Here is a 26442-nt window from a genome sequence, read left to right on the forward strand (position 1 = left end):
AACTATTCACTGTTAACTGCTTTATTGCCCTGCCACCAGCGAACGAACGCCTCTCCCACCGCCTGTTGCGGCATGGAGTGCTCCTCACCATCAATGCCCTGCTCTTCCTCCATCCCGGTCACCTTAACGCTGGTCGCGGCAAACCAGGCGGCGGGGTCGTCGATGCCCGCCGCCATGTCTTCACCGTATAGCGCCTTGCTGAACCAGGTACGATCAGAATCATCCCCGCAACCAAAAGATGTGCGATCCGATGCGGCGGAGGCGAATATCACCCGCCGGGGGGAAGCCAGGGCGTCCACCCATTGGCCGGAATAACAGGCCGACACCACCAGCCACTGGTGCCTGGCCTTGAGGGCATTGAGCCACTGTTTTCCATCCGCCACGCTGAGATCATTGAGCGTGAGATTATGGTCATCCAGCAACAGGGCGCCCTCCCGGGAACCGTGACTGACCAGATGCACCATGAGCAGGTCTTCGTTTGGATCCATTAACGCATCCAGGGCTTCCAGGGCTTCACGCACACTGGTTCGGGTCGCCAGGGGCAGGTCGTCGCTGCCACCGTTGACAAGCTTCACATGGCGACGTTTCAGATCGAACACGGATCCCAGCCGCTCTGCCACCCAATCCACCTCGCGGGCAAACACACCTTCCGTGCCATCGCCCCCCACCACAAGCAAGTACACATCACGTACGCCGGGACGCTGTGGGGCAAGGGATGACAACACCGACTGCAAGCGGCTGGACTCGGTATATAAACGCGCTTCAATTTGCGCCGCCTGGGCGTGGCGGTTCTTCTGATAGGCCTCCTCGCTGGCATAGTAACGGCCACGCACGAAATAGCCTTTTTCCACCTGCGCTTGCGCATCACCCTCCGCCGGACGGGTGCGCGTACCGTTGCCGTGGGCATAACCGTTTTCAAACTCGCCACGGATCACCACGCCGTCCGGACGGGTCAGTGTGCCCTGGCCATGGAAGGAAAAATAACGGAACTGCCCTTCATATTGGTAGCCTTCCTCATCCCGGTAACGGCCTTCCACCAGTTCACCATTCTCGAAACGGCCTTCGTAGTGTTGTCCCGCCTCGGTGACCCAGAGCCCCTGGCCATGGGGAGCAAGATCACGAAACTCCCCCTGATATGAGCCCCCTTCGGTATAGCTGACGGAGCCCTCCACCAGCTCCCCCTGTTCGAACCGGCCCTGCCAGGTGGCCTCGTCACAGGTAAATTGCCCCTGCCCGTGCAGAACGCCGTCGACGAACTGACCTTCCTGAACACAGCCCCGCCGGTCCACCAGCTTGCCGTGTCCATGGAGCCGTCCTTCACGGAAAGCGCCCTCGTAGTAGCGGCCATCCGGCCAGGTCAGCGTCCCTTCTCCATGGAAGAGGTCATCCCGTGTCTCACCGTCATACACGGCCCCGTCCGGCAAACGCACCTCCGCCGGCCACTGCACCGGATCACAGCCCGCCAGCGCAACAAGAACCATTACCAGGCAACATACTTTCATCGACAAGCCCGCCGCGCAGTTGATGACGTCACCCAACCGGCAGTTTGAACTGGGCCAGCTGTGAGGAAGTGCGGCGCAGATGCAGGCACAACAAGCGGGCAATGTTTTCCATGATGAGACTGACCGCATGGGGGCTGCGTTTGCGCAATTGTTCCACGCCTTTACGGGTAAGCACGATCAGGGTGGCATCCTCCGCAGCACGGACTGTCGCCGAGCGGGGCTCGTGGTCAACCAGTGCCATCTCACCCATGGAGTCCCCCGGGCGCAGATGGGCAATCACCACCTCTCCGCCAGCCTCGCTGTTCTTGACGATATCCAGGCAGCCACGCACCACGAAGCAGACAAAATCGCTGCGGTCTCCTTCCCTGCACACCGGCTCGCCCGCCGGAACCCGATTCACAAAGACCAGTTTCTCCAGCACCCCAAGCTCTTCATCACTGAGCCCGGCGAACAGACGCATCCGTGACAGCACATCCATGACCTGTGACATCAGGCAGTGCCCCCCACTGTCAGGGCGTCCACGCGGAGCGTGGGTTGACCCACCCCCACCGGCACGGACTGGCCATCCTTGCCGCAGACACCGATACCACTATCCAGGGCCAGATCATTGCCCACCATGGAGATACGACTCATCACCTCCGCCCCGCTACCGATCAGGGTGGCGCCTTTCACCGGGCAGACAATCTTGCCCTTTTCCACCAGATAAGCTTCGCTGGTGGAAAACACAAAACGCCCGGAAGTGATGTCCACCTGGCCGCCGCCGAAGTTCACCGCGTAGATACCCCGGTCGAGACTGGCAACGATATCCTGGGGATCACTTTCACCGGGGAGCATGTAAGTGTTGGTCATGCGTGGCATGGGCAGGTGCGCATAGGATTCCCGACGACCGTTGCCGGTGGGCGCCACACCCATCAGGCGAGCGTTGGTCTTGTCCTGCATGAACCCCACCAGCTTGCCGTTTTCGATCAGGGTATTGCAGGCGGTGGGGGTGCCCTCATCGTCGATGGTCAGGGAACCGCGGCGATCCGCCAGGGTGCCATCATCCACTACCGTACACAGGGGCGATGCCACCTGCTGGCCAAATTTCTTGGCGAACATGGAGGTGCCCTTGCGATTGAAATCGCCTTCCAGGCCATGGCCCACAGCTTCGTGCAACAGCACACCGGGCCAGCCCGGCCCCAGCACCACCGGCATGGTCCCCGCCGGTGCCGCTACCGCTTCCAGATTCAGCAAGGCGCCGCGCACCGCTTCGCGGGCCCAGGTCTCGATACGCTCTTCCTGCAACAGCCAGTCATAGGCCACCCGGCCACCGCCACCGGCACTGCCGCGCTCACGGCGACCATTGCGCTCGGCGATGACACTGACATTGCAGCGGATCAACGGCCGCACATCGGCGGCCAGCGTGCCGTCGCTGGCCACCACCATAATCACATCCTGTTCAGCGCTGAGGCTGGCAGTCACTTCGACGATGGCCGGGTCCAGTGAACGGGCCAGGGCATCGATGCGTTGCAACAGGGCCACCTTGTCTTCGGCGGGCCAGCCCAACAGCGGATCAATGGCCGCATAACGGGCCGGCACCGACCGGCTGGAAAGTTGAATCTGCCGATCCTGGCCCTGGCGGGTAATGGCGCGGGCGGCGCCGCTGGCCTGCTGCAGCGCATCCAGAGTGATGTCATCGCTATAGGCGAATCCGGTCTTGTCGCCCTGGACAATACGCACCCCGGCACCGCGTTCGGTGTTGAAACTGGCATCGCGGACGATGCCGTCTTCCAGTACCCAGGCCTCATGGCGACTGTGCTGGAAATACATGTCGGCATAGTCGGCCTGGCCGGTGAGCTTGCCGTTCAGCAGCGACGCCAATTGCGGGGTGTGCAGGTTTGCCGGCGCCAGCAGGACAGACTCGGCAATGGATAGGGCGTCGTTATGTGTCATAGGGTCCTTCAATTCGGAATCGTTGATGCTGTTGAACCGGCATTCTTTGCCGAAGCTCGTTCATGGTAGCAAGGTCCAGCTCCGCCACAAGGGCACCGGGAGCATCACCCAGACTGTCCACCACTGTGCCCCAGGGATCCACCAGCATGGAATGCCCGTAGGTGGATCGGCGCGGGCCATGCTGGCCACACTGGTTGGCGCCCAGCACATAGCAACCGGTCTGCACCGCTGTGGCACGCAGCAGCAGCTGCCAGTGCGCTGCCCCGGTGACCGCCGTAAAGGCGGAAGGGTACACCAGCAACTGGGCGCCGGCGTTAACCAGCCGCTGCGCCAGCGCCGGGAAGCGCAGGTCGTAACAAATCGCCATGCCCACCTGCAGACCGCCCACAGAGACGGTGGCCACTTCCTGACCGGGCTCGAAGAAATCCGACTCCCGGTAGCGCCCCTGGGCATCCTGCACATCCGCATCAAACAGATGCAGTTTGTCGTAACGGGCCAGGGGCTCCCCCGTGGCACTGACGGCGATGGAGCAGGTTCGCACCAGGGGCGACGGTACCGGCCGGCCATCCGGCCGCTGCAGGGCGGGCAGGCTGCCACCAATAATGGCCATATCCAGGGACCTGGCCTGATCATACAGCCAGCTCACCAGTTCATCGTAACGTTCGCCCAGGGAACGATAGTCGCCCCCGTAGGCAGCGAAGTTTTCCGGCAGCACGGCGAGGCTGGCCCCTTTTTGCCGGGCCTCTGCCAGCAATGCACCCGCCTGGCGAAGGTTATCATCCGGCTGCTTGCTGCTGGTCATCTGGATGGCCGCTACCGAATAGCGCATTGACGTCATTCGAATATCCCCTCGGTTTCTTTCACCTGCGGGCTGCTCCAGTTGCCGGTTACCCGGTATTCCATGGTGGTAGTCTTGTCCAGCCGGTCGCCCCAGATCCGCTCCACCACAAAAATGCCGGCACAGGCAGCGGGCCCGGCCAGACATCCCGCATACAGGTTACTGGACAATGGCAGGGTAACCTCCATGTTGTGATCCAGGGTTTCCTTTTCCAGATCAATGGCACCTTTCACACGAATCGCCGCGGACGGCGAATCAATGGCCAGATTGGAGGTGGCCACGCGCGGACCATCAATCGAGAAATCGCCGGTGATGCTGTCGCAGCTCATTCCCTTCTTGTACAGGTCCGAGAAATCCAGCCGCAAGCGACGCTGGATGGTGCCGATGTTGAGAATCCCCAGCAAACGCAGGAAAGAGGTTCGGGTGTCGGTATCCGGAATCCGGCATTCGCCGATATCCACCTGGGTTTGCCCTTCCAGTGCCAGATAATCCATGTTGAGGGGCCAGTCGGCCCAACCCAGTACCACCTGGGCACGGGCATCCTCGGACTCAATCAGTGCCGGTAACCCCCAGGCTTTCAGGGATTGGCCCAGGTTGTCAGAGGACAGGCTGCCATTGAAGCGGCTGTAGGGTTTACCGGACTGCTCGGTCCAGTCCAGCGTGCCCTGAAAGCGGCTGGATCGCCAGCGGCCGTCCAGTTCAGAAATGCGCACCCCCTCTTTGACGGGCCGCACCTTACCTTGCCATTGACCATAGTCCTGGCCATTGATAACGATATTGTTGAAGTCCGCATCCACCGGCGGCAGCGTCAACGGAGAAACCGGCACAGACTGGCCCTTGTCCCCCAGGGCACCTTCGGGGAGGATCAGATTGAGACGGGACACGGACAGGGACAGCGGCGCCTCACCCCGGGCAGTAAAGCCGTCCGGGATCCTCACAGACCCCGCTACCGCCCGGCTACTCAATGCCATATCCCAACCGGCATTTGCAGGCAGTACCGACAAGCGGGTATCCGCCACATTAACGCCAAACAGATCCAGACGATCCACCTGCAGACTGACCTTGCTCAGCGACGCCTGGCCGGTACCGCTGCCCCCCCCCCGGCTCGCCTTCAACGAGGGCATCAGTCGATCACCAATAAAGTCTATCCAGGGCTCCACAATGGCTTGAGCCAAACGACCGCGAACCTGCACCCCTTCATCAGGCAACTGCAGGGAGCCGCTACCCAGCAGCAGATCCCCTCGCAGGCGTTTATCCATGCGGAACGCCCCTTGCAGCAGACCGCCATAGTCCAACTCCAGCGACAAACGTCCCCCGGGGTTGCTCAGGCGGATATCCAGTGGGCGGGTGGCCTGTGCAGACTTGCCCAGGGGCGCCGGTGCGTCCACGGTAATCCCCTTCAAGGACGATGCCGCACGCAAAGAAAACGCCGTTCCCTGCCAGGGAATCTGGACGGTGAGTCCCAGGGGCAACTGCCCGGACAACGGCGCCAACCAGGGGAACCCCAGCCAGTTTGCGGCCTGCTTCATGGGCACACTGCCATCGAGCTGAAGACGGCTGCGGCCATCGCGGGTCAGCCACTGGCCCGCAAACTGCCCACCCAGGGCCCGGGCCTGCAGCTGGTCAATCTGCATGCCATTGCGCGAGTGAAAATAGACCGGTGCCGAGGCATCCGTGATCTGCAGTTTCCGCGGCGCATTGTGCAAGGTGGCGTCGCTGACCTGGGCATCCACAATCACCACCGGTGCGCCGCTGTCTTTCTGCAAGGGAATGTCCAGCAGCAGGTAGCCGGCCATACTGCCGTCACGGAAACGCCAATCCAGCAACTCGTCGGGCAGGGGTTTGCGAAGTGGCGTGTCCTGAAAAAGCGTATCCAGATCCTGGATCGGCCCACGGGCCTGCCCGGAGATCACCAGTCGGGGCGTCTCACCGGTTTCAACGTCTGCCACATCCACATGCACGGCTTTCAGATCGCTGCCCAGTATCCTGCCGGTGCGAGCCAGACCACGCACCTGGCGGCCATTGATCAGCACATCCGCCGACACCCCGCTGGCCATCGGCCAGTCGGGCAGGTAAGACAGGCGCACATCGCGGGCCTGGTAACGCATTTGAAGGGTCCGGTCCTGCTGCTGACTCTTGTCGATCTTCACCGGCCCCTGGTAAAGGATCTGTCCGCGCTGCAAGTGCCCGCCCTGGATCGCCTGCCCAAGCCAGCCCGAGAGCCCCTCGGGCAATCGCTTGAGCGGGATATAATGGTTGGCACGGGCGCCGTTACCCTCATAGATTTCTGCCGCCAGACGCAATTGCGGAACCTGTTCCGGCAACAGACTGAGCTGCATCATCGCCTCGCCATGGGCATCCGGATTGACCACCCGCAACCGTCCCGAGCGCACCCTCAGCGCCTCGCCATGGCGTTGCCAACTCAGCAGGCCACTGATCTGTCCCGCCAGAGCATGATCATAAAGCCGCGGAAATTGCAGGCTGAGATTGTCACCGTGCAGGTGCGCCAACCCTTCGGTCGCACTGCCAGACACCCACCCGGACAACCCCTGGACACCGGGTGTACGGTCCTGAGCCTGACTCGACAGGTCAGTAAAACGTAACTGGAACTTCTCCATTTGCCTGGCACGGCCCTGCACATAGACGCCGTCCAGCAGACCACGCGGTGACTGGTCCGCCAGCCGCTCGCGAATCCGCTGCACATTGTCGGGCAAGGTAAACGGCCACTGCTGAAACTGCTGACTGAGGCCATGAAGGGGCAGTTCACTTCCCCGGAACTGCCATTGGCGTTGTTCTCCCCGGGTCTGCCAACGCAACGCCATATCTCCCAGACTGAGCGCCCCGGCCGGCGAATCACCGGACAGGCGAGACAACGACAGTGTCGCCTGCTCCCCATCCCTGACCAACGCCAAGCGGGCTGACAAGTCCGTCATGGGCCAGGAGATATCGCCCTGCTCCAGGGTCAGTGTGGGCAGGGTCAGATTGATGAAGGCATCGTAGGGCTGCCCCTTCCTCAAGGTAGACCACACCTTCAAACGGCCATCAAGCCCCGCAAGCTGCATCGGCCAGCCGAGATCACCGGGCAGCCATTCGTGCAGCTGCTCCCCCTTCAGACTGGCGTAGAGATCCGCTTCCACGTCTTCCAGGGAAAACGCATCACCATGCAGATGAATGCGTGCCTGAACCGACAGGGGCCGGTCCCGGGCTTCCAGATTCACCGCCAACCGATGCTCGTCTCCGCGGTTTATCAAGGTGGCCTCCAGCTCGGAGGCTGCCAGTGGCGGCATGCCAGGCCAGTCCAGAGAAAGACGGGCATCGCTGATCACCAGCAACTGCTGGCGGTAAAACAGGGTCAGGATGCGCTCCAGCGGCGGACGTTGTTGCGGGTCATTGCTGCCCAGGGCATCCAAACCACGCAGGCGTATGCTGCCGTCTTCGCCACGCACCAGATTCAGCTCAACGCCCTGAATGCGCAGCTCCTTGAGTACCAGATCCCGATGCCACAAGGAGCGGAATACGTCGACACCCAGCACCACTTCGTCCAGTTCCAGGGCAGTATCCCCTTCTGGAGCCGGCAGCCGGATCTGACGGGCGATAAACTGGGGCACCAGCCCGGACATTTGTCCGTCCAGTTCGGCAATGGTCAGCGGCGTCTGCAGACGTTCTTCAAAAAGGCTTTCCAGCCGTTCCCGGTAATCCGGTACCAGCAACATCAACTGGCGACCGACTACCACATAGGTGGCGATCAACAGCAGCAACGCCACAATCAACCACCAGAGAGGGGGATACAGTCGATGCCAGCGATTCGGTCGAGTTGAGGCCATAGTCAATTGGGTTGCCAGTAACGGATGCCGACCTGATCCAGCAATGCCACCACCTGTTCCAGCGGCAGGCCGACCACCCCACTGTAACTGCCCGTCAGCGAAGCCACCAGCGCCGCGCCCAGACCCTGAATACCATACCCGCCAGCTTTGTCAGCGCCTTCACCGGTGGCCACATAGGCCTGCAGTTGCGCCTCACTGAGTTGGCGAAACTGCACCCGGGTGATGGAATACCGCACCGCCATATGGTCCCGGTGCAGTAATGCCAACGCAGACATCACCTGATGTTCGGCACCATTGAGCGCCTTGAGCATGGCCAGCGCCTGTTGCTCATCCGCCGGCTTGCCAAGGATCTCATCCCCCAACACCACCGCCGTATCAGCCCCCAGTACAGCACCGTCCGGCAGATCACCGGCTCCCGCCGCACCGGCCAGGGCCTTCTCCCGGGCCATACGACAGACATACTCCAGGGGCGGCTCCTGCGGCAACGGGGTTTCATCGATATCCGGGGCGGACAGCATGGAAAAGGGAACAGCAATCTGCCGTAGCAGCTCTGCCCGACGAGGCGAACCTGAGGCGAGGTAAAGAATCATAAAATCAGTTGATAGTTGACAGTGGACAGTTGATAGCTGCTCGGCATCATTGATGCCGAGAACTGAAAGATTGAAGCCAGGCCCAAGGTTATCCGGGTTTTCGCTGTCAACTGTCAATTATCAACTGTCAACTGCTCTTTATCGTACTAGAAAACGCAGCTGTACCCAGCGCAACAGCGCACAGACCGGTCGCCAAAGCACCGCGCTGGTCAGGGAAGCATAAAGAATGGTGTAAGGCGGATACAGGGTACGACCCACGGATTCCTGCACCAGATAGGCCAGCAGACTGACGGTGCCTACCAGCAGGAAAACCACGGCACACTGCTGCAACGAGGTGAACACCCGCATGCGTTTATAGGCGGCCAGCATCACAAAGGCGCCCAGTGCATAGGCCAAACCCCATTGTCCCAGCGTGGTGCCGACCAGCACATCGTGATACAGCCCAACAAAGAAGCCCCATAACACGCCAATGCGGTTGGGCAATTCCAGCACCCAGTAGACCAGCACCAGCAGCATCCACTCCGGGCGCACCCAGTTAACGCTATCGGGCAGAGGAACCACTTCCAGCAATGCGGCGATCAGCAAGGTAACGACAATGACGCCTGTACCGGCGGGACGATCATGGATCATTGGCGGCCTCCGGGTCGGGAACCGGAATCAGGGGCTCATCGGTGGACTGCACCAAGAGGACATGACTGGCACGATCCACGCGCGCAGTGGGACTGGCAGCGATTTCAGCAAAAGGTGCGCCGGACTGATGGCGCACGCTGGTCACTGTCGCCACGGGATAGCCGCGCGGGTAGCGCTGCCCCAACCCGGTGCTGACCAGCAGATCGCCCTCGCGAATATCTGCGGTATCGGGCACGTAGAGAAGCTTGAGACCATCTGACTGCCCGGTGCCGGCCAGCACCGCACGGACCCCGTTGCGATTCACCTGCACACTCATTGCATGGCTGGCATCGGTCACCAGCAGGACCCGGGCGCTGAGCGGGCCCGCATCCACGACCTGGCCGATCAGCCCCTGGGCATCCAGCACAGCCTGGCCCCGGAAAACCTGCTCGCCCTTGCCTTTGTTGATCACCAGCTCTTGCCGGTTGGGGTCCGGATCCACACCAATGATCTCCGCCACCAGCACATTGGCATCCAGATCCGCAGAGGAATTGAGCAATTCGCGCAGACGCACATTTTCCGCTTCAAGCACTGCCAGCCGCTGGACGCGCTGCTCAAGAATCAGCGCCTGTCTCTGCAAGCGCCGGTTTTCATCGATCAAGGCCCCACGGCTCTGGGTCTGCTCGGACAACCATTCCCCCGAATCCACCGGAAGATGGGCGAGGTAATGGATCGGAGCGGTGAGATAGCCGAGTACATGCCGTACTGGCGCAGCCCAGGGGGTGCGCTGGTCCAGGACCATCATGATGACGGCCAGAACCAGCGCGATCAGGAGTCGGTAGGTGGGATTGGCCGGTGCAGCCATGGGTTATTAGCCCATGGCCAACATATCGAAACCCTGGCTGTCCATCAGCTCCAGCGCCTTGCCGCCACCACGGGCCACACAGGTCAGCGGGTCATCCGCGACAATCACCGGCAGGCCGGTTTCTTCACTGATCAACCGGTCGATATCACGCAACAGGGCGCCACCACCGGTAATCACCAGGCCACGCTCGGCGATATCGGAGGCCAGTTCCGGCGGCGAGGCTTCCAGCGCATTTTTCACCGCATTGACGATGGCCGCCAGCGGCTCTTTCAGCGCTTCCAGGATTTCCTCGGAATTCAGGGTGAAGCTGCGCGGCACCCCTTCAGCCAGGTTCCGGCCACGCACATCGATCTCGCGGATTTCGGAACCGGGATAGGCGGTACCAATCTCGTGTTTGATACGCTCAGCGGTAGATTCACCGATCAGCGAGCCGTATTCCTTGCGCACAAAGGCGACAATGGCTTCGTCGAAACGGTCACCACCGATCCGCACGGACTCGGAGTACACCACGCCGTTCAGGGAAATCAGGGCGATCTCGGTGGTCCCCCCACCGATATCCACCACCATGGACCCGCGCGCTTCCTCTACCGGCAGGCCGGCACCGATGGCGGCGGCCATGGGCTCCTCAATCAGGTACACATCGCGGGCTCCGGCGCCATAGGCCGAATCCTGGATGGCCCGACGCTCCACCTGGGTGGATTTACAGGGGACACAGACCAGCACCCGGGGCGCCGGCGGGAAAAACCCGGTGTCGTGGACCTTCTTGATGAAGTACTGAAGCATTTTTTCGGTGACATCGAAATCAGCGATCACCCCATCCTTCATGGGACGGATGGCAGTGATATTGCCGGGAGTCCGGCCCAGCATGCGCTTGGCATCGGCCCCCACGGCAGCGACACTCTTCTGGGCACCATGATGGCGAATGGCCACCACGGACGGCTCGTCCAGTACGATGCCGCGGCCACGTACATATATAAGGGTGTTGGCGGTCCCCAAATCGATGGACAAATCGGTGGAGAACATCCCCCGAATACGCTTGATCATGGACATCTCTGGCGTGTTTCCTGAAATTTTCGCGAAAAAACGACACCGGGCGGGAAAAAACCGGGCATCTCACAAGATGGCGCAACTCTAGCAACGGCAGGGGCATTGGGCAAGCTGACACTGGCCCTTTTACACTGGCTGGCAGTGGCCCCGGACAGGCGGTCTATGGTACTTTTTGCGGCTTTCCAGACCCGCATTAGCTTATCTCTGCCCACCGCAGAGAATCCCAACGGAGAGAATCATGGCCATTGATTCCAAGGTGGTAGCCCAGGTGGCCCATCTGGCGCGCCTGAAAGTGGACGAGGCAGACAGTGCTGCCCTGTCCGACCGACTCAATGACATCCTGGCCATGGTGGACCAGCTGCAGCAGGCCGATGTGACTGATGTGGCGCCCATGGCCCACCCGCTGGACGTGACCCAGCCCCTGCGAGAAGACGAAGTCAGCGAGCCCAACGTGCGCGACAAGGCACTGGACATCGCCCCCGCCGCCGAAGACGGCTGTTTCCTGGTTCCCCGGGTGATTGAGTAAACAGGTGATGAGCAACGCCATGCACAACAAGACACTGACAGAACTCAAGGCCGGCCTGGCTGCCGGGGACTTCTCCTCCCGGGAGCTCACCGAGCATTTCCTGGCCCGCATCCAGCAACACGACAGTGAACTCAACAGTTTCATTACCGTGACCGCCGAGCAGGCCCTGTCCCAGGCCGATGCCGCTGATCAGGCCATTGCCGCCGGCAATACTGGCCTCCTCACCGGCCTGCCCATCGCCCACAAGGATATCTTCTGCACCGAGGGCGTGCGCACCAGCTGCGGCTCGAAGATGCTGGACTCCTTTATTGCCCCCTACACCGCCACCGTAGTGGAAAAGATGGCCGCCGAAGGTGCCGTCATGCTGGGCAAGACCAACATGGACGAGTTTGCCATGGGCTCCTCCAACGAAACCAGCTACTACGGCCCGGTGAAGAACCCCTGGGACCTGGAACGGGTCCCCGGCGGCTCCTCCGGCGGTGCGGCGGCCTGTCTCGGTGCCCGTCTGGCCCCCGGCGCCACTGGCACCGACACCGGCGGCTCTATCCGCCAGCCGGCGGCCCTGAACAACATTACCGGCCTCAAACCCACATACGGACGCGTTTCCCGCTGGGGCATGATTGCCTTTGCCTCCAGCCTGGATCAGGCCGGCCCCATGGCCCAGAGTTCAGAAGACTGCGCGCTGATGCTGCAGGCCATGGCCGGTCACGACCATCGTGATTCCACCAGCCTTAATGAAAAGGTGGATGATTATCTCGGCGCCCTGAACAACGACATCCGTGGCCTGACCATCGGTATCCCGGAAGAATTTTTCCCGGACACCCTGGACGGCGCCATCGCCGACAACAGCCGCGACGCCATTCGCGAACTGGAAAAACTGGGCGCCAAGGTGGTCTCGGTATCACTGCCCAGCGTCAAACTGTCGGTACCGGCCTATTATGTGATCGCCCCGGCGGAAGCCAGCTCCAACTTGAGCCGCTTCGACGGCGTGCGGTTCGGCCATCGCTGTGACGACCCGAAAGATCTGGAAGACCTGTACAAACGCTCCCGTTCAGAAGGGTTCGGTGATGAGGTTAAGCGCCGCATTCTGGTCGGCGCTTACGCCCTGTCCGCCGGTTACTACGACGCCTATTACCGTCGCGCCCAACAGGTCCGCCGCCTGATCCGTGACGACTTTGCACGCGCCTTCGAAAAAGTCGATGTGTTGATGGGCCCCACCGCCCCGGAAACCGCCTTCAAACTGGGCGCCAAGAAAGACGATCCGGTAAGCATGTACATGGCCGACGTCTTCACCATCGGGGTTAACCTGGCCGGCCTGCCGGCCCTGTCCATGCCCACCGGCTTTATCAACGGCCTGCCCACCGGCACACAGATCATCGGTAACTATTTCCGCGAAGGTCAGATACTCAACGTGGCGCACAAGTATCAGCAGGCCACCGACTGGCATAAACAGGCTCCGGTTTTTGGAGGTGAGCAATGAGTTGGGAAGTCGTGATCGGTCTGGAAATTCACGTCCAGCTCAACACCGTCAGCAAACTGTTCTCCGGCAGCAAACTGTCCACCGGCGCCGAGCCTAACACCCAGGCATCGCTGGTGGATCTGGGCATGCCCGGCACCCTGCCGGTGGTGAACAAGGAAGCAGTGCGCAAAGCGGCGCTATTTGGTCTGGCCATCAACGCAGATATCTGCCGTCACAGTGTGTTTGAACGGAAAAATTATTTTTATCCGGATCTTCCGAAAGGCTATCAAACCACCCAGCTGGCCGAGCCCATCGTGGGTGCCGGCGAGGTAGAAATCCAGCTGGAAAACGGTGAGAAAAAAACTGTGCGCATTCACCATGCGCACCTGGAAGAAGACGCCGGCAAGTCCCTGCACGAAGACTTCCATGGCATGACCGGGATTGACCTGAACCGGGCCGGCACACCGCTGATCGAAGTGGTCACCGAACCGGACATGAGCAATGCGGAAGAAGCCGTAGCCTTTGCCCGTAAACTCCATGCGATTGTCACCTCAATCGGCATCTGCGATGGCGACATGTCCCAGGGCAACATGCGTTTCGATGTGAACGTGTCCATCCGCAAACCCGGCGAACCACTGGGCACCCGCACCGAAACCAAAAACCTGAACTCCTTCCGTTTTATGGAACGGGCCATCAAGCTGGAAGTGGAACGGCAAATTGATGTGCTGGAAGACGGCGGCGAGATTGTCCAGGAAACCCGTTTGTACAACGGCGACACCCACACCGCACGCTCCATGCGCAGCAAGGAAGACGCCAACGATTATCGCTACTTCCCCTGCCCGGATCTGCTGCCAGTGGCCATCACCGACGCGGACCTGGAAGCACTGAAAGCAGCCATGCCGGAGCTGCCCAATGCGCGCAAGGCACGCTTCATGGACGACTATCAGCTGTCCGAGTACGACGCGGATCTGCTATCCGGCTCCATCGCCACTGCCACCTTCTTTGAAGGTGCCGCCAAGGCCGGTGGTGACGCCAAGCTGGCAGCCAACTGGGTGATGGGCGAACTGGCCGCCAGATTGAACGCGGAAGACAAAGACATCAGCGACAGTCCGGTCAGCGCCGAACAACTGGGCCAGCTGATTGCCCGCCTGAAAGACGGCACCATCAGTTCCAAGATTGCCAAGCAGGTTTTCGAAGCCTGCTGGGCCGGCGAAGGTGACCCGGATACCATCATTGAGGCCAAGGGCCTCAAACAGATGAGCGACAGCGGTGAGCTGGAAAAAATTGTCGATGACATCATCGCCAATAACGCGCCCCAGGTTGAGGATTACCGCAACTCTGATGATGCCAAGAAAAAGAAAAAAATCGGTTTCTTTGTGGGCCAGGCAATGAAAGCGACACAGGGCAAGGCGAATCCGCAGCAACTGAATCAACTGCTGCGAGAGAAACTCCAATAACACCCTATCCGTAGGAGCCATGCTTGCATGGCGAATCTGCTCGCACCCCCTTCGGGTGTTCGCCATGCGAGCATGGCTCCTACAGCACAGGTATCCACCCGAGGTGCTCCATGACCACTCAAACCTTCCAGAATCGCGTCACCCTGGAAAAGAAAAACGACATCGCCTATGTCACCCTGAGCCGCGCCGACAAGTACAACGGCCTGGATTTCGCCATGATGGAAGGGCTGGTGGAAGCGGCCAAAGCCGTACGCAAAGACAAGAGCCTGCGCGTGGTGATCATGCAGGGCGCTGGCAAGGCGTTCTGTGCCGGGCTGGATTTCGGCACAGTGATGAAGCAACCACTGAAATTGCTGAAAGGCTTCACCAAATACGGCGTAAAGAAAACCAACCTGTTCCAGGAAGTCTGCTGGTGCTGGCGTGAGCTGCCCATTCCGGTCATCACGGTGCTACATGGCTACTGCTACGGCGGCGGCATGCAGATCGCCCTGGCCGCGGATTTTCGGATCAGCACGCCGGACTGTGAAATGTCGATCATGGAAATCAAGTGGGGGCTGATCCCGGATATGACCGGCAGTGTCACCCTGCGCGAACTGGTTCCCATGGATGTGGCCAAGGAACTGACCATGACCGGTCGCCTGTTCAAGGGCGACGAGGCCAAAGTCCTGAATCTGGTCACCCGGGTGGCTGAAGACCCGCTGGCGGAAGCGGAGCAACTGGCCGAGGCCATCAAGACTCGCTCCCCGGATGGCATCAGCGCTGCCAAGGCCCTGTTCCAGCAAACCTGGAACGTGCCGGAAACCCAGGCATTCGATACGGAAAGCAAACTTCAGTTCAAGCTGCTACGCGGCAAGAACTATCGTCGCGCCCTCCAGGCGGGACAGAAAAAGGAAGCTCCGCAATTTGGTCCGCGGGAACGGGACTACTGATACCCCCATACCGGTGGGGGCATGACAGTGACACCTGCCCCCCGACCGGCGCCCCCGGCAACTGACAACTCAGCCCTGTTTCGTAGCCTCAACTTGCTGCATACTCAGGCGAAAATACGAGTTTGTTGAGGCACTGCATGATTTCCGTGGCCGAAGCCAGTGGCGGCTTTTCCGCTCTGACCCGCATGTACAAACGCCTGGTCGATGACTTCATCGGTCAGCTACCACTGCAACCCCAGTCTTTCCCTCTGGCACCCACAGACAATGCCTTCAAGCAAGGCATGTGTGCTGACACCACCTACGTCGTGAAAGGCGGCATGCTGGGCATGCGCTGTCAGGAGCGCAAATTGTTTACCTGGGATGAGGGGGACATGATTCTGCCCGATGCCGCCGGCAACGACGAAGTGACCTACTACGCGGAAAGTGCCGTGCTGCTGGCCGCTTACCCCACCGTGAAACTGGTCGAAACCGTCCTCGCCGACGAGCGGCTGGCGCGGCTCTGGACCCGTATTCTCACCATCCAGCAGGCCATGCTGCTACGCCTGCTCGCGGCCCATGCCCCGGAAGAAAGCCATACCACCACCGGGTTTGCCTATTTCGAGCCCGGTGACGTGATTATCCGCCAGGGTGAACCGGCGGATTACGTGTTCAGTCTGTTCGAGGGTCAGGCAGATGTGCTGGTGGACGACGTTGTGGTCGGCCATGTCAGTGAAGGGGAAGTGCTGGGCGCCATTGCCCTTCTCACCCATTCCCCGCGCAGTGCTACGGTGCGCGCCAAACACCGGTGCTCCGTGGTCAAGGTGCCCAAGCACCAGTTTAAAAACCTGATCCGCACCAATCCCGGCATGATTCACAGCCTGCTTACCGATATGGCCCGGCAAATCACCGATCTCAATAATCAGGTGGTCCAGCTGTCCGCGTGAGTGCCGCTGCCTGGCCCAGTCAGGTGCATTGTCCCCCTCGGCAAAGGGGCCTATATTGGCAGTAAGGAGGTTGGCCTGAACGCCTTCTCGCAGGGTCGACCTTTGTGCTCAGCCAGGGAGGCCAGGACCATGCGACACATCCTTTCCATAGCCATCATTCTCTGCCTACTGATTCTGGTGGCCGTCTATTTCTTGTCTGACCCGGACCCCGAGACCAGCAACCCGACCCTGAATATGGCGCCGGAACAGACCCTGTCCCAGGATTCCGCGACGGCTCGGGACGATGAGCCTGCGCGCCCCCAGGGGCAATGAGGCTATTGGCACGTCACGCAGGAGGGGTCTGGCGGGAGGAGCAGACCGGACAAGCGGGATCTCGCTGAAAACGCATCTCCCGCCAGGATAGCGTGCGGCCATCGAACAGCCGCAGGGTGGCAGGCAGGGATGTCCCCAGCAGCACCTGTATGGCAGCCAACGCCTGCAGCGTGCCGATGGTGCCCACCACCGGCCCCAGGATACCTGCCTGGCTGCACGCCAGATCACCGTCGGTGCCCTCCCCGTAGACACAGGCGTAGCAGGCACTGCCCGGTTGGCGCAGGTCAAACACCGCCAACTGACCGTCCATGCGGATGGCGGCACCACTCACCAGCGGCCTCCGGTGAGCCACACAGGCCTCATTGATACGCTGACGCGTTGCAAAATTATCCGTGCAGTCCAGCACCACACTGGCCTCGGCCACCTGCCGATCCAGCCAGTGCCTATCGGCTCGCAGCCGATGGGCCTGGATCGCAATCTCCGGATTCAGCGCCAGCAAATGTGCCTTCAGCGCCTCGGCCTTGGGCCGACCCGTATCCTCATCACGGAACGCCACCTGCCGGTGCAGGTTGCTCGGTTCCACCACGTCATCATCCACCAGCACCAGTTCACCGATACCGGCGCCTGCCAGATACAAACCCGCCGGATTGGCCAGCCCGCCACAGCCCACCACCAACACCCGCGCTGCCGCCAGGGCTTCCTGCCCGGCCAGATCAAATTCCTCCACCATCAACTGGCGGCTGTAGCGAAGTAGCTGATCGTCGTTGAGCATGGCTGTCTCGCTGGCACACAACACGCTTCACGCTTGCACGCAAAACATTGAGATTCGATGGTGCAGGTCGCTTGAGCTCAGTGCACCCTACGGTTTGATTTTCGGGTTTTCGCTATTAACTCTTAATTATTAACTATTAACTGCCTTCCCACCGTCACCCGCTCATTGCCGCCCAGGTCACGCTCGGTGCGCACCCCGTCGAAACGTCCTGCCTCCATCAGCGCACGCACCTGCGCACCCTGCTGGTAGCCATGTTCCAGCAGTAGCCAGCCACCGGCAACCAGACGGGCCGCGGACTGGGTGATAATGGTGGCCAGGTCCGCCAGGCCTCGCTGATCCGCCACCAACGCAGAGCGAGGCTCAAAGCGCACATCTCCCTCATCGAGATGATGATCCGCCGGATCAATGTAGGGAGGGTTACTGACAATCACATCGAAAGGTCCCCGGCAATCCTCCAGCCAGCTTCCCTGTTGCAAGGTCACCTGCGCACCCAGCTGGCGGGCATTGCCCCCGGCCACGGACAGGGCCGCCGCACTCAGGTCGGTCAGGGTCACCTGCCACTGGGGACGCTCCAGGGCCAGAGTCACGCCGATGGCACCGGTTCCCGTGCCCAGGTCCACCACCCGGGCCGGACCCGCAGGCCCCAGTTTCAGGGCCAGCTCCACCAGGGTTTCGGTATCCGGTCGAGGGATCAGAGTGTCAGGGGTAACGCTGAAATTGCGGCCAAAAAATTCCCGCTCACCGGTCAGGTGAGCCACCGGTTCACCCTGTTCCCGCCGTGCCAGCAACGCCAGAAAGCTCTGCTGCTGGTGCGCCTCCAGTTCCCGTTCCGGCCAGGTAAACAGATAGCTGCGCGGGCGCGCCAGCACATGGCAGAGCAGCACCTGGGCATCCAGGTCCGGGCTGGGGGACGACGCCAGCCGCTCCCTTGCCTGGCGCAGGGCCGCATCAATGCGCATCCTAGCTGTCGCCCAGGGTTGCCAGCAGGTCCGCCTGGTGTTCGGACATCAAGGCACCCAGCAACTCATCCAGATCCCCTTCCATGATTTCACCGAGCCGGTAAAGCGTCAGATTGATGCGATGGTCGCTTACCCGGCCCTGGGGATAGTTGTAGGTGCGAATACGCTCGGAACGGTCACCGGATCCCACCAGGGATTTGCGCTCCGCCGCCTGTTCCGCATGGGCGGCATTCTGCTGGGCATCGTAGAGTCGGGCACTGAGCAGGCTCATGGCCTTGGCCTTGTTCTTGTGCTGGCTGCGCTCATCCTGACATTCCACCACCACGCCGGTGGGCAGGTGGGTGATGCGGACCGCAGAGTCGGTGGTGTTCACGTGCTGACCGCCAGCACCGGAGGACCGGTAGGTGTCGATGCGCAGGTCTTCGTTGCGGATCTGGATATCTCCCAGGTCCTCGGCTTCGGCCATGATGGCCACCGTGCAGGCAGAGGTGTGGATACGCCCCTGGGATTCCGTGGCTGGCACCCGCTGCACCCGGTGGGCGCCGGATTCAAACTTGAAGCGGGAATAGACCCCATCGCCGATGACCCGGGCAATCACCTCCTTGTAGCCGCCATGCTCCCCTTCACTGGCACTGACCAACTCCACTTTCCAGCCATTCTGCTCCGCATATTTGCTGTACATGCGGAACAGGTCACCGGCAAAAATGGCGGCCTCGTCACCGCCGGTGCCGGCGCGCACCTCAAGAAACACATTGGCACCGTCGCGGGGATCCTTGGGCAACATCAACTTCTGCAGCTCACCGGCAAGGGCATCCATCGTTGCCGTCGCGTCACGGGCTTCTTCCTGGCCCATTTCACGCATGTCCGGATCGCTGTCATCCTGCATGGCCCTGGCCGCTTCCAGATTGGCAGCGGCCTTCAAGTAATCCCGGTAACACTTCACCACCGGGTCAATTTCCGCATACTCCCGGGAAAGGTCACGAAATTTCTTCTGGTTGCCAATAATCTCCGGGTCCGACAACAGACCGGACAATTCCTCAAAACGGTCAGCCAGCTTTTCCAGCTTGCCTTGCAAAGACGCTTTCATAGAACCCTCAAAGGGATTTATTTCGGTTCGGACGGACTGTCCGGATCATCAAGGAGCAGCTCCCGGGCCAACAGCAATGACTCCGCTCGGCCCTCCGCTGCCAACTTGCGCAGGGTCACACTGGGGGTGTGCAGCCATTTGTTGACCAGGGAATGCTGAAACTTGCGCAGGACCTGCTCCGGGTCCCCGCCGTTCTGCAGTTGTTGCAGGGCTTTTTCCAACTCGTTCTCAGCCAGAGCCGTATGCTGCTGCCGGTACTCGCGCAACACGGTCACTGCATCCAGTTCGCGACGCTGGCGTCGGTGGCGAACGATGGCATCACGGATCAGCTCGGCCGCTTCCTGGGCTGCCTGCTGGCGGGCACGGACATTTTCCTGAATGGCTTCCTGCAGGTGATCCACCGTGTACAGGTAGACGTCATCCAGCTCCCCCACTTCCGGTTCGATATCCCGGGGCACGGCAATATCCACCATGAACATGGGCTTGTGGCGGCGCTTCTTCAGCGCCCGCTCCACCATTCCCTTACCCAGAATGGGCAGCGGCGCCGCCGTACAGGAAATCAGGATATCCGCCCGTTCCAGGGCCACCGGTAATTCTTCCAGACTGATGCCCCGTCCGCCGACGCTGGCCGCCAGCTCCGCAGCGCGCTGCTGGGTACGGTTGGCGATGGTGATTTCGCTGACCTGCTGCTCATTCAGGTGACGGGCTACCAGCTCGATCATTTCCCCTGCCCCGATCAGCAGGGCGCGGCTTTTCTTCAGATCGGCAAAGATATGGCGGGCAAAGGACACGGCCGCATAGGCCACAGAAACCGGGTTGGCACCAATACCGGTTTCGGTACGAATGCGCTTGGCCACCGAGAACACTTCCTGGAACAACCGGGAGAGTTCGCCATTGAGCAACCCGGCTTCATGGGCACGGGCATAGGCTTCACGCATCTGCCCGAGAATCTGTGGCTCGCCCAGCACCAGCGAATCCAGGCCGCCAGCCACCCGCATCATATGCTCAAGCGCCTGCTCGCCCTGGTGCTGATAGAGTGCGGACACCAGTTTATCTACCGGCAAGTGGCGACTGTGCGCCAGCCAGGCAGCGAAATCCGGCACCGTCTCATCCACCAGACAGTACAACTCGGTGCGGTTACAGGTGGAAAGCAGGGCCGCCTCACGGACCCCGGGCATGTCTCGCAGGCTGGCCAGCGCCGCTTCCGCCTGCTGCGTGGAGAACGCCAGACGTTCACGTAACTCCACATCCGCGGTGGTGTGATTTACGCCAACAGCGACTAGATTCATAGACTCTCGTGCCCGCAGCAGACCCGGGCCACTTTCCTCACCGGTTTATACGCATGTCGACAGTTCATGGAACTCTCTGTCCGCCACATTCGTCGGAAGGCAATAGCCCGGTGAAAACAGGCCACGCAAGGGTCAGGCATTTTGCGTTAAAGCGCCCCCCAAAACAATGATGGCCCGGCGAATCAATGGCATAGGAACCGCTTATCCGTTTGGGCAATCCCGGATCGCTGTGCCATGATACCCGGACCATAAAACAGGCATACCCCCTTTAATGACGCGATTCCTTTTTCTGCCACTTTGCGGCGTCCTGTTACTTAACGGCTGCGCCAGCAAGACACCGGCCCCGACAGCTGCCGAGTCACAGCCTCCTGCGGCCAATCCGCCCGCACCGAGCTATGACAGCGAGACCCTTTCCGACCTGCTGGTGGCGGAAGTGGCCGCCCAGCGCCAGTCCCTGGGCGTGACACTGGCCTATTACAGCCAGGCGGCCCGTAGCACCGGGGATCCACAAGTGATCAGCCAGGCGGCCCAACTGGCCCATTACCTGGAAGACCATCAACAGGCCCTGGCCCTCAGCGAGCTATGGCTGGAACAGGCTCCGGCGGACGAAGAAGCCCTGCAACTGGCGATCCTTTCGGAAATCCGCCTGGGAAACATCCCCGCCGCCAGCCGCTACCTGGACATGTTGTTAGGCGAACATGGCGGTGAAGCGCTGGGCAGGCTGGTCAGCCAAGCCCGCGGACTGGATGCCCAGGGTAACCGGCAGCTGGTCGAGGCGCTGGCCCAGCTCACCGACCGGTACCCGGATCAGGCCCCGCTATGGTACGCCCGCGCCCTCTGGCTCGAGCACCAGAACGATTACGCGGGCGCCCTGGAGGCGGATGAACGGGCCCTGGACCTGATGCCCCGGCATGAAGAAGCTCTTCTGCTCAAGGCCCAGCTGCTGCACAAATTGGGGGAAGAAAAACAGGCCCTGCGGCACCTGAAGAAACTGGTTCGCAAATATCCCCAGGCGCGACGCCCCCGCATTACCTATATCCGCATGTTGCTGGCCACCGGCGATGCGGATAACGCCGAGAAACAGCTGGTCCGCATGGCGGAGCAATACCCGGAAGATCTGGATCTGCGCTTTTCCCTGGCGCTGCTGGCCCTGGAAGCCGGAGCCAGCGATGCCGCCCGGGGGCAACTGCACGCCCTGTTGGCGCAGAACTACCGGCCGGATGACATGCATCTCTACCTGGGACAGGCCGCCGAGCAGGCACAGGATCTGGACCGGGCCGTGGATCATTACCTGAAAGTGCAGGGTGCCCAGGCGGTCCGTGCCAATGTCCAGGCCGCACGCCTGCTCTACCAGCAGGGCAACAGCGACCAGGCAAGCGCCCTGATGGCCAGCCTGGCCAGACAGCACCCGGAGCTGAGCACCAGTCTTACTATCACTGAAGCAGAAATGCGCAACGATCGAGGGGATCCCCGGGGGGCGCTGATCCTGCTCGACCAGGCCGTCGAGGCAGAACCGGACAATACCGAGCTCCTCTATAGCCGGGCCATGATCGCAGAGAAAACCGGCGATCTGGCAAAACTGGAACGCGACCTGCGACGGGTGCTATCCATCTCACCGGATGATGCCAGCGCACTCAACGCTTTGGGCTACACCCTGGCCAACCGCACCCAGCGCCTGGACGAGGCCTACGACTATATTTCCCGAGCGCTGGCATTACGGCCGAATGATCCGGCCATCCTGGACTCCATGGGTTGGGTGCTTTACAAGCGCGGTGAACTGGAAGCGGCCCGCGACTATTTGCGCCGGGCCTACGAAAAATTCCCTGACCCGGAGGTTGCCGCCCATTACGGTGAGGTTCTCTGGGTACTGGGTGCCCAGAATCAGGCCCGCCAAGTATGGCGCGATACCCTGCAAAGCAATCCGGACGCCCCCCATATCCGTGAAGTCATGGAAAAATTCGGAGCTCGCCTGTGATCCTCAGCCCCATGCGAATCCTCACCCTGGCACTGATGGCCCTGACGGTGAGTGCCTGTCAGCTGCGCCCCACTCCCTCAGCAACCTTTGACCATCCCGACCAGATCGACCGCTGGGCCATGAGTGGCAAGCTCGGCTACCGAACCGCCAATGACGGTGGCAGCGCCTCCTTCGACTGGACCCAGCAGCCCAATCGCGGCCAGATCCGCTTTTCCGGCCCCCTGGGTTTTGGTAGCGCCGACCTGCGCTGGGACAGTGGCCGGGCCGAACTGATTACGGCCAAGGAACAATACCAGGCCCGCAGCCCCGGTGAACTGGCCTGGCACCTGACCGGCTTCTGGCTCCCGGTCTCCGCCCTGCAGTACTGGGCTCGGGGCCTGCCCTGGCCTGGCGCCCGCGGCGAGGCCGACTATGACCAAAGCGGCCATCTGCAAACCCTGCAACAGCTGGGCTGGAGCCTGGAATTCGACCGCTATCAGCCGGTAGCCGGAGTGACGCTGCCTTATCGCATCAAGGCCAGACAGAACGGCAACCGCTTCACCCTGCTGATCAAGGACTGGCAGCCCGGCCCCCGACAATGACCATGCTCACCCTCCCGGCTCCCGGCAAGCTCAACCTGTTCCTGCACATCACGGGTCGTCGACCGGACGGTTACCATGAGCTGCAAACCCTGTTCGCGCTGCTCGACCAGGGCGACACCCTGCATTTCACCCCGGCTGACTCCCTGACCCTGGAATGCGACCACCCGGAGGTTCCCAGCGACGACAGCAATCTGATACTGCGCGCGGCCCGGCTCCTGCAGACCCATGCCGGCTGCCACTCCGGGGCTCGCATCCGCCTGGAAAAACACCTTCCTATGGGCGGCGGCGTTGGCGGCGGCTCCTCTGATGCTGCCACTACCCTGCTGGGGCTCAATGCCCTGTGGGGCCTGAATCTGCCCGAGGACACCCTGGCGGAACTGGGGTTATCACTGGGGGCGGATGTGCCGGTCTTTGTCCGTGGCAAAAGCGCCTGGGCGGAAGGCGTCGGAGAGCAAATCACCCCGGTTTCACTGCCGAACGATGATTTTTTGGTCATTCACCCGGGAATTCATGTGTCAACTGCTCGAATTTTCGGCGACCGGCAATTGACAAGGGATACCCCCGTCAGTAAATTACCGGCCTCGCTTGAGGTGGTGCTGACCCGCGACTTTCGCAATGACTGTGAAGCGGCAGCAATACGGCAATTTCCGCAAATCGGGGAGTTGCTTCACTGGCTCAGGCAGCATACGGGAAATGCCCGTATGACCGGTACCGGCGCTTGTTGTTTTGCACGCCTCACCGGACCGCAACAGGGGCAGCATTTGCTGCAACAGTTGCCACAACACTGGACAGGTTTCGTCGCTCGAAGCTGTAATACTTCTCCTCTCCACCAGACACTGGGAGAGACACTGGCGAAGTTTCGAGAGACACAGAATTCAGGCAACTCTGCACAAACGAGTAAATAGTGCAGACCTGAGACCGAGTGTTGGGGTATAGCCAAGTTGGTAAGGCAACGGGTTTTGATCCCGTGATTCCCAGGTTCGAGTCCTGGTACCCCAGCCATTTTCTTGCCCGGAGCCCTCCCCCCTTTCCTCGGAGGCTCCCGAAATTCACGACTCAAGAGGGACGCCAGTGTCCAAACTCGTCGTTTTCACCGGTAACGCTAATCCCGAACTGGCCCAGGCCATGGTCAAACACCTGAACCTGCCCATTGGCAATGCCGATGTGGGCACCTTCAGTGATGGTGAAGTGGCCGTGGAAATCCAGGAAAACGTGCGCGGCAAAGACGTCTTTATCGTGCAATCCACCTGCAATCCCACCAACAACAACATCATGGAGTTGCTGGTGATGGCCGACGCCCTGCGTCGCTCCTCTGCAGGCCGGATTACCGCCGTGATGCCCTATTTCGGTTACGCCCGCCAGGATCGCCGGGTGCGTTCCGCCCGGGTACCGATCACCGCCAAGGTGGTCGCCGACATGATCACCGCCGTGGGTATCGACCGGGTTGTCACCGTCGACCTGCATGCCGACCAGATTCAGGGCTTCTTCGACATTCCGGTGGACAACGTCTACGCCACCCCGCTGATTGTGGCGGACATCGAGCGCCAGAATCACGATGACCTGATGGTGGTATCCCCGGATGTGGGCGGTGTGGTCCGCGCCCGTGCACTGGCCAAGCAGCTTAACGACGCCGATCTGGCCATCATCGACAAGCGCCGCCCCAAGGCCAACGTGTCCCAGGTGATGCACATCATCGGTGAAGTAGAAGGCCGCACCTGTATTCTGGTGGACGATATGGTCGATACTGCCGGCACCCTCTGCAAGGCCGCCCAGGCCCTGAAAGACCATGGTGCCGCCAAGGTCTACGCCTATATCACCCACCCGGTACTGTCCGGCCCGGCCATCGACAACATCGCCAACAGCGCCCTGGATCAACTGGTGGTCACGGACACCATCCCGCTGTCTGAAGCGGGACGCGCCTGTGCCAACATCCGCGTGCTCAGCCTGGCCCCGATGCTGGCCGAAACCATCCGCCGGGTGAACAACGAAGAGTCCCTGAGCGCCATGTTCGACCGGCTGGAGCTGGTGTAAATCAGCGGCAAGCATCAAGCTACAAGCTTCAACACGGCATGAATTGTTGCCAGCTTGAAGCCCCTGAGGCCGCGCACAGCTCCTGTGCGCGGCCTCTTTCATTCCGGGCTACCCCGATGCCAAACCGTGTTGCAGCTTGTAGCTTGCGGCTTGAAGCCCTTTCCGCTGGCACGCAGCGCCTTTTTCATGCATAATCGCGCCCCCGCGGAATCCTCCGTGGTTCTATCAACCTCTCCGGCAGACCTGGTCGCGGGACGCCCGAGAGCTTACTGGAGACATATCATGTCCAATGATTTCCTGCTGAATGCAGAAGCCCGCAGCGACATGGGGAAAGGTGCGAGCCGCCGCCTGCGTCGTCTGCAAGAACGTGTTCCCGGCATCATCTATGGTGGCGACGCCGAGCCGCAGATGATCAGCGTGGAGCTGCGTGAACTGAAAAAGGCTCTGGAAACCGAAGCCTTCTACAGCCACGTGCTGACCCTGAAACTGGACGGCGCCAATGTGCAGGCGGTACTGCGTGACATGCAGCGCCACCCGGCTAAAGGCCACCCGACCCACGTGGACTTCCTGCGTGTGGACAAGACTCACAAGATCACCATGAATGTGCCCCTGCACTTCATCAATGAAGAAAGCTCCATTGGTGTGAAGAAACAGGGCGGTGAGATCCACCACAATATTTCCGAGGTGGAAGTCAGCTGTCTGCCGCAGAACCTGCCCGAGTTCATCGAAGTGGACATGGCAGCGGTCGAACTGGACAGCATTGTTCACCTGTCTGATCTGAAACTGCCCAAGGGCGTGGAGCTGACCCAGCTCTCACTGGGCGATGATCACGACCAGCCGGTAGCCGCTATCCATGCGCCGAAAGTTCGTGCGTCTGCTGACGACGAAGACGGCGAAAGCGAAGAAGCCGCTGGCGAGGAATAAGACGCACTGTG

General features: G+C 61.1%; 24 protein-coding genes and 1 tRNA gene. 12 read left to right on the top strand and 13 right to left on the bottom strand.

The window, feature by feature from the left end; all coding sequences use genetic code 11:
- Positions 1-2 precede the first annotated feature (2 nt).
- The 9 genes from C4S63_RS03215 to C4S63_RS03255 all read right to left on the bottom strand — a co-directional run bounded on the left by C4S63_RS03215 (position 3) and on the right by C4S63_RS03255 (position 11204).
- Positions 3-1481 carry a C13 family peptidase gene (locus tag C4S63_RS03215; protein ID WP_231865988.1) on the bottom strand — a complete coding sequence of 493 codons (1479 nt, stop codon included), beginning with the start codon at positions 1479-1481 and terminating at the stop codon, positions 3-5.
- 49 nt (positions 1482-1530) lie between these two features.
- Positions 1531-1992 (bottom strand): Crp/Fnr family transcriptional regulator, encoded by a 462-nt coding sequence (locus C4S63_RS03220; RefSeq protein WP_062816672.1) that lies wholly within the window; start codon positions 1990-1992, stop codon positions 1531-1533.
- Positions 1992-3434, bottom strand: coding sequence for a metalloprotease TldD (gene tldD, locus C4S63_RS03225; RefSeq protein WP_062816671.1), 1443 nt, complete (start codon positions 3432-3434; stop codon positions 1992-1994). The genes C4S63_RS03220 and tldD overlap by 1 nt, the downstream gene beginning before the upstream one ends.
- Complete coding sequence (locus C4S63_RS03230) at positions 3424-4272, bottom strand: carbon-nitrogen hydrolase family protein (protein WP_200819496.1); 849 nt, start codon at positions 4270-4272, stop codon at positions 3424-3426. The genes tldD and C4S63_RS03230 overlap by 11 nt, the downstream gene beginning before the upstream one ends.
- Positions 4269-8096, bottom strand: a complete 3828-nt coding sequence (locus C4S63_RS03235) for a YhdP family protein (protein ID WP_103916675.1) — start codon at positions 8094-8096, stop codon at positions 4269-4271. Before C4S63_RS03235 ends, C4S63_RS03230 begins: the two co-directional genes overlap by 4 nt.
- 2 nt (positions 8097-8098) lie before the next feature.
- Positions 8099-8686, bottom strand: a complete 588-nt coding sequence (locus C4S63_RS03240; protein ID WP_062816668.1) for a nucleoside triphosphate pyrophosphatase — start codon at positions 8684-8686, stop codon at positions 8099-8101.
- 138 nt (positions 8687-8824) lie between these two features.
- The gene (gene mreD / locus C4S63_RS03245; protein ID WP_062816667.1) at positions 8825-9316 is read right to left on the bottom strand and encodes a rod shape-determining protein MreD; all 492 of its coding nucleotides are present in this window, start codon (positions 9314-9316) and stop codon (positions 8825-8827) included.
- Positions 9306-10160 carry a rod shape-determining protein MreC gene (gene mreC, locus C4S63_RS03250; RefSeq protein WP_103916676.1) on the bottom strand — a complete coding sequence of 285 codons (855 nt, stop codon included), beginning with the start codon at positions 10158-10160 and terminating at the stop codon, positions 9306-9308. Before mreC ends, mreD begins: the two co-directional genes overlap by 11 nt.
- A gap of 6 nt (positions 10161-10166) precedes the next feature.
- Positions 10167-11204 carry a rod shape-determining protein gene (locus C4S63_RS03255; RefSeq protein WP_035248243.1) on the bottom strand — a complete coding sequence of 346 codons (1038 nt, stop codon included), beginning with the start codon at positions 11202-11204 and terminating at the stop codon, positions 10167-10169.
- 241 nt (positions 11205-11445) lie between these two features.
- Here C4S63_RS03255 and gatC point away from each other — a divergent pair, with 241 nt between their 5' ends.
- From gatC to C4S63_RS03285, 6 genes are all read left to right on the top strand, one after another.
- Positions 11446-11733 (top strand): Asp-tRNA(Asn)/Glu-tRNA(Gln) amidotransferase subunit GatC, encoded by a 288-nt coding sequence (gene gatC / locus C4S63_RS03260; protein WP_062816665.1) that lies wholly within the window; start codon positions 11446-11448, stop codon positions 11731-11733.
- A 19-nt stretch (positions 11734-11752) separates the two neighbouring features.
- Entirely contained in the window at positions 11753-13213 is a 1461-nt protein-coding gene (gene gatA, locus C4S63_RS03265; RefSeq protein WP_103916731.1) for an Asp-tRNA(Asn)/Glu-tRNA(Gln) amidotransferase subunit GatA, read from the top strand.
- Positions 13210-14649, top strand: coding sequence for an Asp-tRNA(Asn)/Glu-tRNA(Gln) amidotransferase subunit GatB (gene gatB, locus C4S63_RS03270; protein ID WP_103916677.1), 1440 nt, complete (start codon positions 13210-13212; stop codon positions 14647-14649). Before gatA ends, gatB begins: the two co-directional genes overlap by 4 nt.
- 110 nt (positions 14650-14759) lie before the next feature.
- Positions 14760-15578 (top strand): crotonase/enoyl-CoA hydratase family protein, encoded by an 819-nt coding sequence (locus C4S63_RS03275; RefSeq protein WP_103916678.1) that lies wholly within the window; start codon positions 14760-14762, stop codon positions 15576-15578.
- Between the two features lie 137 nt (positions 15579-15715).
- Positions 15716-16501 carry a cyclic nucleotide-binding domain-containing protein gene (locus C4S63_RS03280; RefSeq protein WP_103916679.1) on the top strand — a complete coding sequence of 262 codons (786 nt, stop codon included), beginning with the start codon at positions 15716-15718 and terminating at the stop codon, positions 16499-16501.
- A 129-nt stretch (positions 16502-16630) separates the two neighbouring features.
- Complete coding sequence (locus tag C4S63_RS03285) at positions 16631-16813, top strand: hypothetical protein (protein ID WP_103916680.1); 183 nt, start codon at positions 16631-16633, stop codon at positions 16811-16813.
- A 13-nt stretch (positions 16814-16826) separates the two neighbouring features.
- Here the strand turns inward: C4S63_RS03285 and C4S63_RS03290 are convergent, their stop codons facing one another.
- The 4 genes from C4S63_RS03290 to hemA form a co-directional block, all read right to left on the bottom strand.
- The gene (locus C4S63_RS03290) at positions 16827-17585 is read right to left on the bottom strand and encodes a molybdopterin-synthase adenylyltransferase MoeB (protein WP_103916681.1); all 759 of its coding nucleotides are present in this window, start codon (positions 17583-17585) and stop codon (positions 16827-16829) included.
- 122 nt (positions 17586-17707) lie between these two features.
- Positions 17708-18544: a peptide chain release factor N(5)-glutamine methyltransferase gene (gene prmC / locus C4S63_RS03295; protein ID WP_103916682.1), complete on the bottom strand. Its 837-nt coding sequence runs from the start codon at positions 18542-18544 to the stop codon at positions 17708-17710.
- A gap of 1 nt (position 18545) precedes the next feature.
- Positions 18546-19631 (bottom strand): peptide chain release factor 1, encoded by a 1086-nt coding sequence (prfA, locus tag C4S63_RS03300; RefSeq protein ID WP_063509299.1) that lies wholly within the window; start codon positions 19629-19631, stop codon positions 18546-18548.
- A gap of 17 nt (positions 19632-19648) precedes the next feature.
- A complete protein-coding gene (gene hemA, locus C4S63_RS03305) occupies positions 19649-20920 on the bottom strand; it encodes a glutamyl-tRNA reductase (RefSeq protein WP_062816657.1) in 1272 nt (423 codons plus the stop codon).
- A 271-nt stretch (positions 20921-21191) separates the two neighbouring features.
- Here hemA and C4S63_RS03310 point away from each other — a divergent pair, with 271 nt between their 5' ends.
- From C4S63_RS03310 to C4S63_RS03335, 6 genes are all read left to right on the top strand, one after another.
- Complete coding sequence (locus C4S63_RS03310) at positions 21192-22895, top strand: tetratricopeptide repeat protein (RefSeq protein ID WP_103916683.1); 1704 nt, start codon at positions 21192-21194, stop codon at positions 22893-22895.
- Positions 22892-23476, top strand: a complete 585-nt coding sequence (lolB, locus tag C4S63_RS03315; RefSeq protein WP_082810831.1) for a lipoprotein insertase outer membrane protein LolB — start codon at positions 22892-22894, stop codon at positions 23474-23476. Before C4S63_RS03310 ends, lolB begins: the two co-directional genes overlap by 4 nt.
- A complete protein-coding gene (gene ispE / locus C4S63_RS03320) occupies positions 23473-24381 on the top strand; it encodes a 4-(cytidine 5'-diphospho)-2-C-methyl-D-erythritol kinase (protein ID WP_062816654.1) in 909 nt (302 codons plus the stop codon). The genes lolB and ispE overlap by 4 nt, the downstream gene beginning before the upstream one ends.
- Before the next feature lie 21 nt (positions 24382-24402).
- Positions 24403-24478: transfer RNA gene (locus C4S63_RS03325), tRNA-Gln, on the top strand.
- A gap of 69 nt (positions 24479-24547) precedes the next feature.
- On the top strand, positions 24548-25507 hold the full coding sequence (locus tag C4S63_RS03330; protein ID WP_062816653.1) for a ribose-phosphate diphosphokinase: 960 nt from the start codon (positions 24548-24550) through the stop codon (positions 25505-25507).
- A 282-nt stretch (positions 25508-25789) separates the two neighbouring features.
- A complete protein-coding gene (locus C4S63_RS03335; RefSeq protein WP_062816652.1) occupies positions 25790-26431 on the top strand; it encodes a 50S ribosomal protein L25/general stress protein Ctc in 642 nt (213 codons plus the stop codon).
- Positions 26432-26442: the final 11 nt, after the last annotated feature.

The organism is Alcanivorax sp. DSM 26293 (assembly GCF_900107995.1).
Classification (GTDB): domain Bacteria; phylum Pseudomonadota; class Gammaproteobacteria; order Pseudomonadales; family Alcanivoracaceae; genus Alcanivorax.

What these genes read in the sequence shown, in the direction of transcription:
- gatA (WP_103916731.1), top strand. Translation starts at nt 11,753, where the DNA reads ATGCACAACAAGACACTGACAGAACTCAAGGCCGGCCTGGCTGCCGGG.
- mreC (WP_103916676.1), bottom strand. Translation starts at nt 10,160, where the DNA reads ATGGCTGCACCGGCCAATCCCACCTACCGACTCCTGATCGCGCTGGTT.
- C4S63_RS03215 (WP_231865988.1), bottom strand. Translation starts at nt 1,481, where the DNA reads ATGGTTCTTGTTGCGCTGGCGGGCTGTGATCCGGTGCAGTGGCCGGCG.
- C4S63_RS03240 (WP_062816668.1), bottom strand. Translation starts at nt 8,686, where the DNA reads ATGATTCTTTACCTCGCCTCAGGTTCGCCTCGTCGGGCAGAGCTGCTA.
- gatC (WP_062816665.1), top strand. Translation starts at nt 11,446, where the DNA reads ATGGCCATTGATTCCAAGGTGGTAGCCCAGGTGGCCCATCTGGCGCGC.
- C4S63_RS03310 (WP_103916683.1), top strand. Translation starts at nt 21,192, where the DNA reads ATGACGCGATTCCTTTTTCTGCCACTTTGCGGCGTCCTGTTACTTAAC.
- tldD (WP_062816671.1), bottom strand. Translation starts at nt 3,434, where the DNA reads ATGACACATAACGACGCCCTATCCATTGCCGAGTCTGTCCTGCTGGCG.
- C4S63_RS03230 (WP_200819496.1), bottom strand. Translation starts at nt 4,272, where the DNA reads ATGACGTCAATGCGCTATTCGGTAGCGGCCATCCAGATGACCAGCAGC.
- prfA (WP_063509299.1), bottom strand. Translation starts at nt 19,631, where the DNA reads ATGAAAGCGTCTTTGCAAGGCAAGCTGGAAAAGCTGGCTGACCGTTTT.
- gatB (WP_103916677.1), top strand. Translation starts at nt 13,210, where the DNA reads ATGAGTTGGGAAGTCGTGATCGGTCTGGAAATTCACGTCCAGCTCAAC.
- C4S63_RS03255 (WP_035248243.1), bottom strand. Translation starts at nt 11,204, where the DNA reads ATGATCAAGCGTATTCGGGGGATGTTCTCCACCGATTTGTCCATCGAT.
- C4S63_RS03235 (WP_103916675.1), bottom strand. Translation starts at nt 8,096, where the DNA reads ATGGCCTCAACTCGACCGAATCGCTGGCATCGACTGTATCCCCCTCTC.
- C4S63_RS03220 (WP_062816672.1), bottom strand. Translation starts at nt 1,992, where the DNA reads ATGTCACAGGTCATGGATGTGCTGTCACGGATGCGTCTGTTCGCCGGG.
- C4S63_RS03275 (WP_103916678.1), top strand. Translation starts at nt 14,760, where the DNA reads ATGACCACTCAAACCTTCCAGAATCGCGTCACCCTGGAAAAGAAAAAC.
- prmC (WP_103916682.1), bottom strand. Translation starts at nt 18,544, where the DNA reads ATGCGCATTGATGCGGCCCTGCGCCAGGCAAGGGAGCGGCTGGCGTCG.
- C4S63_RS03280 (WP_103916679.1), top strand. Translation starts at nt 15,716, where the DNA reads ATGATTTCCGTGGCCGAAGCCAGTGGCGGCTTTTCCGCTCTGACCCGC.
- ispE (WP_062816654.1), top strand. Translation starts at nt 23,473, where the DNA reads ATGACCATGCTCACCCTCCCGGCTCCCGGCAAGCTCAACCTGTTCCTG.
- C4S63_RS03335 (WP_062816652.1), top strand. Translation starts at nt 25,790, where the DNA reads ATGTCCAATGATTTCCTGCTGAATGCAGAAGCCCGCAGCGACATGGGG.
- hemA (WP_062816657.1), bottom strand. Translation starts at nt 20,920, where the DNA reads ATGAATCTAGTCGCTGTTGGCGTAAATCACACCACCGCGGATGTGGAG.
- mreD (WP_062816667.1), bottom strand. Translation starts at nt 9,316, where the DNA reads ATGATCCATGATCGTCCCGCCGGTACAGGCGTCATTGTCGTTACCTTG.
- C4S63_RS03285 (WP_103916680.1), top strand. Translation starts at nt 16,631, where the DNA reads ATGCGACACATCCTTTCCATAGCCATCATTCTCTGCCTACTGATTCTG.
- C4S63_RS03290 (WP_103916681.1), bottom strand. Translation starts at nt 17,585, where the DNA reads ATGCTCAACGACGATCAGCTACTTCGCTACAGCCGCCAGTTGATGGTG.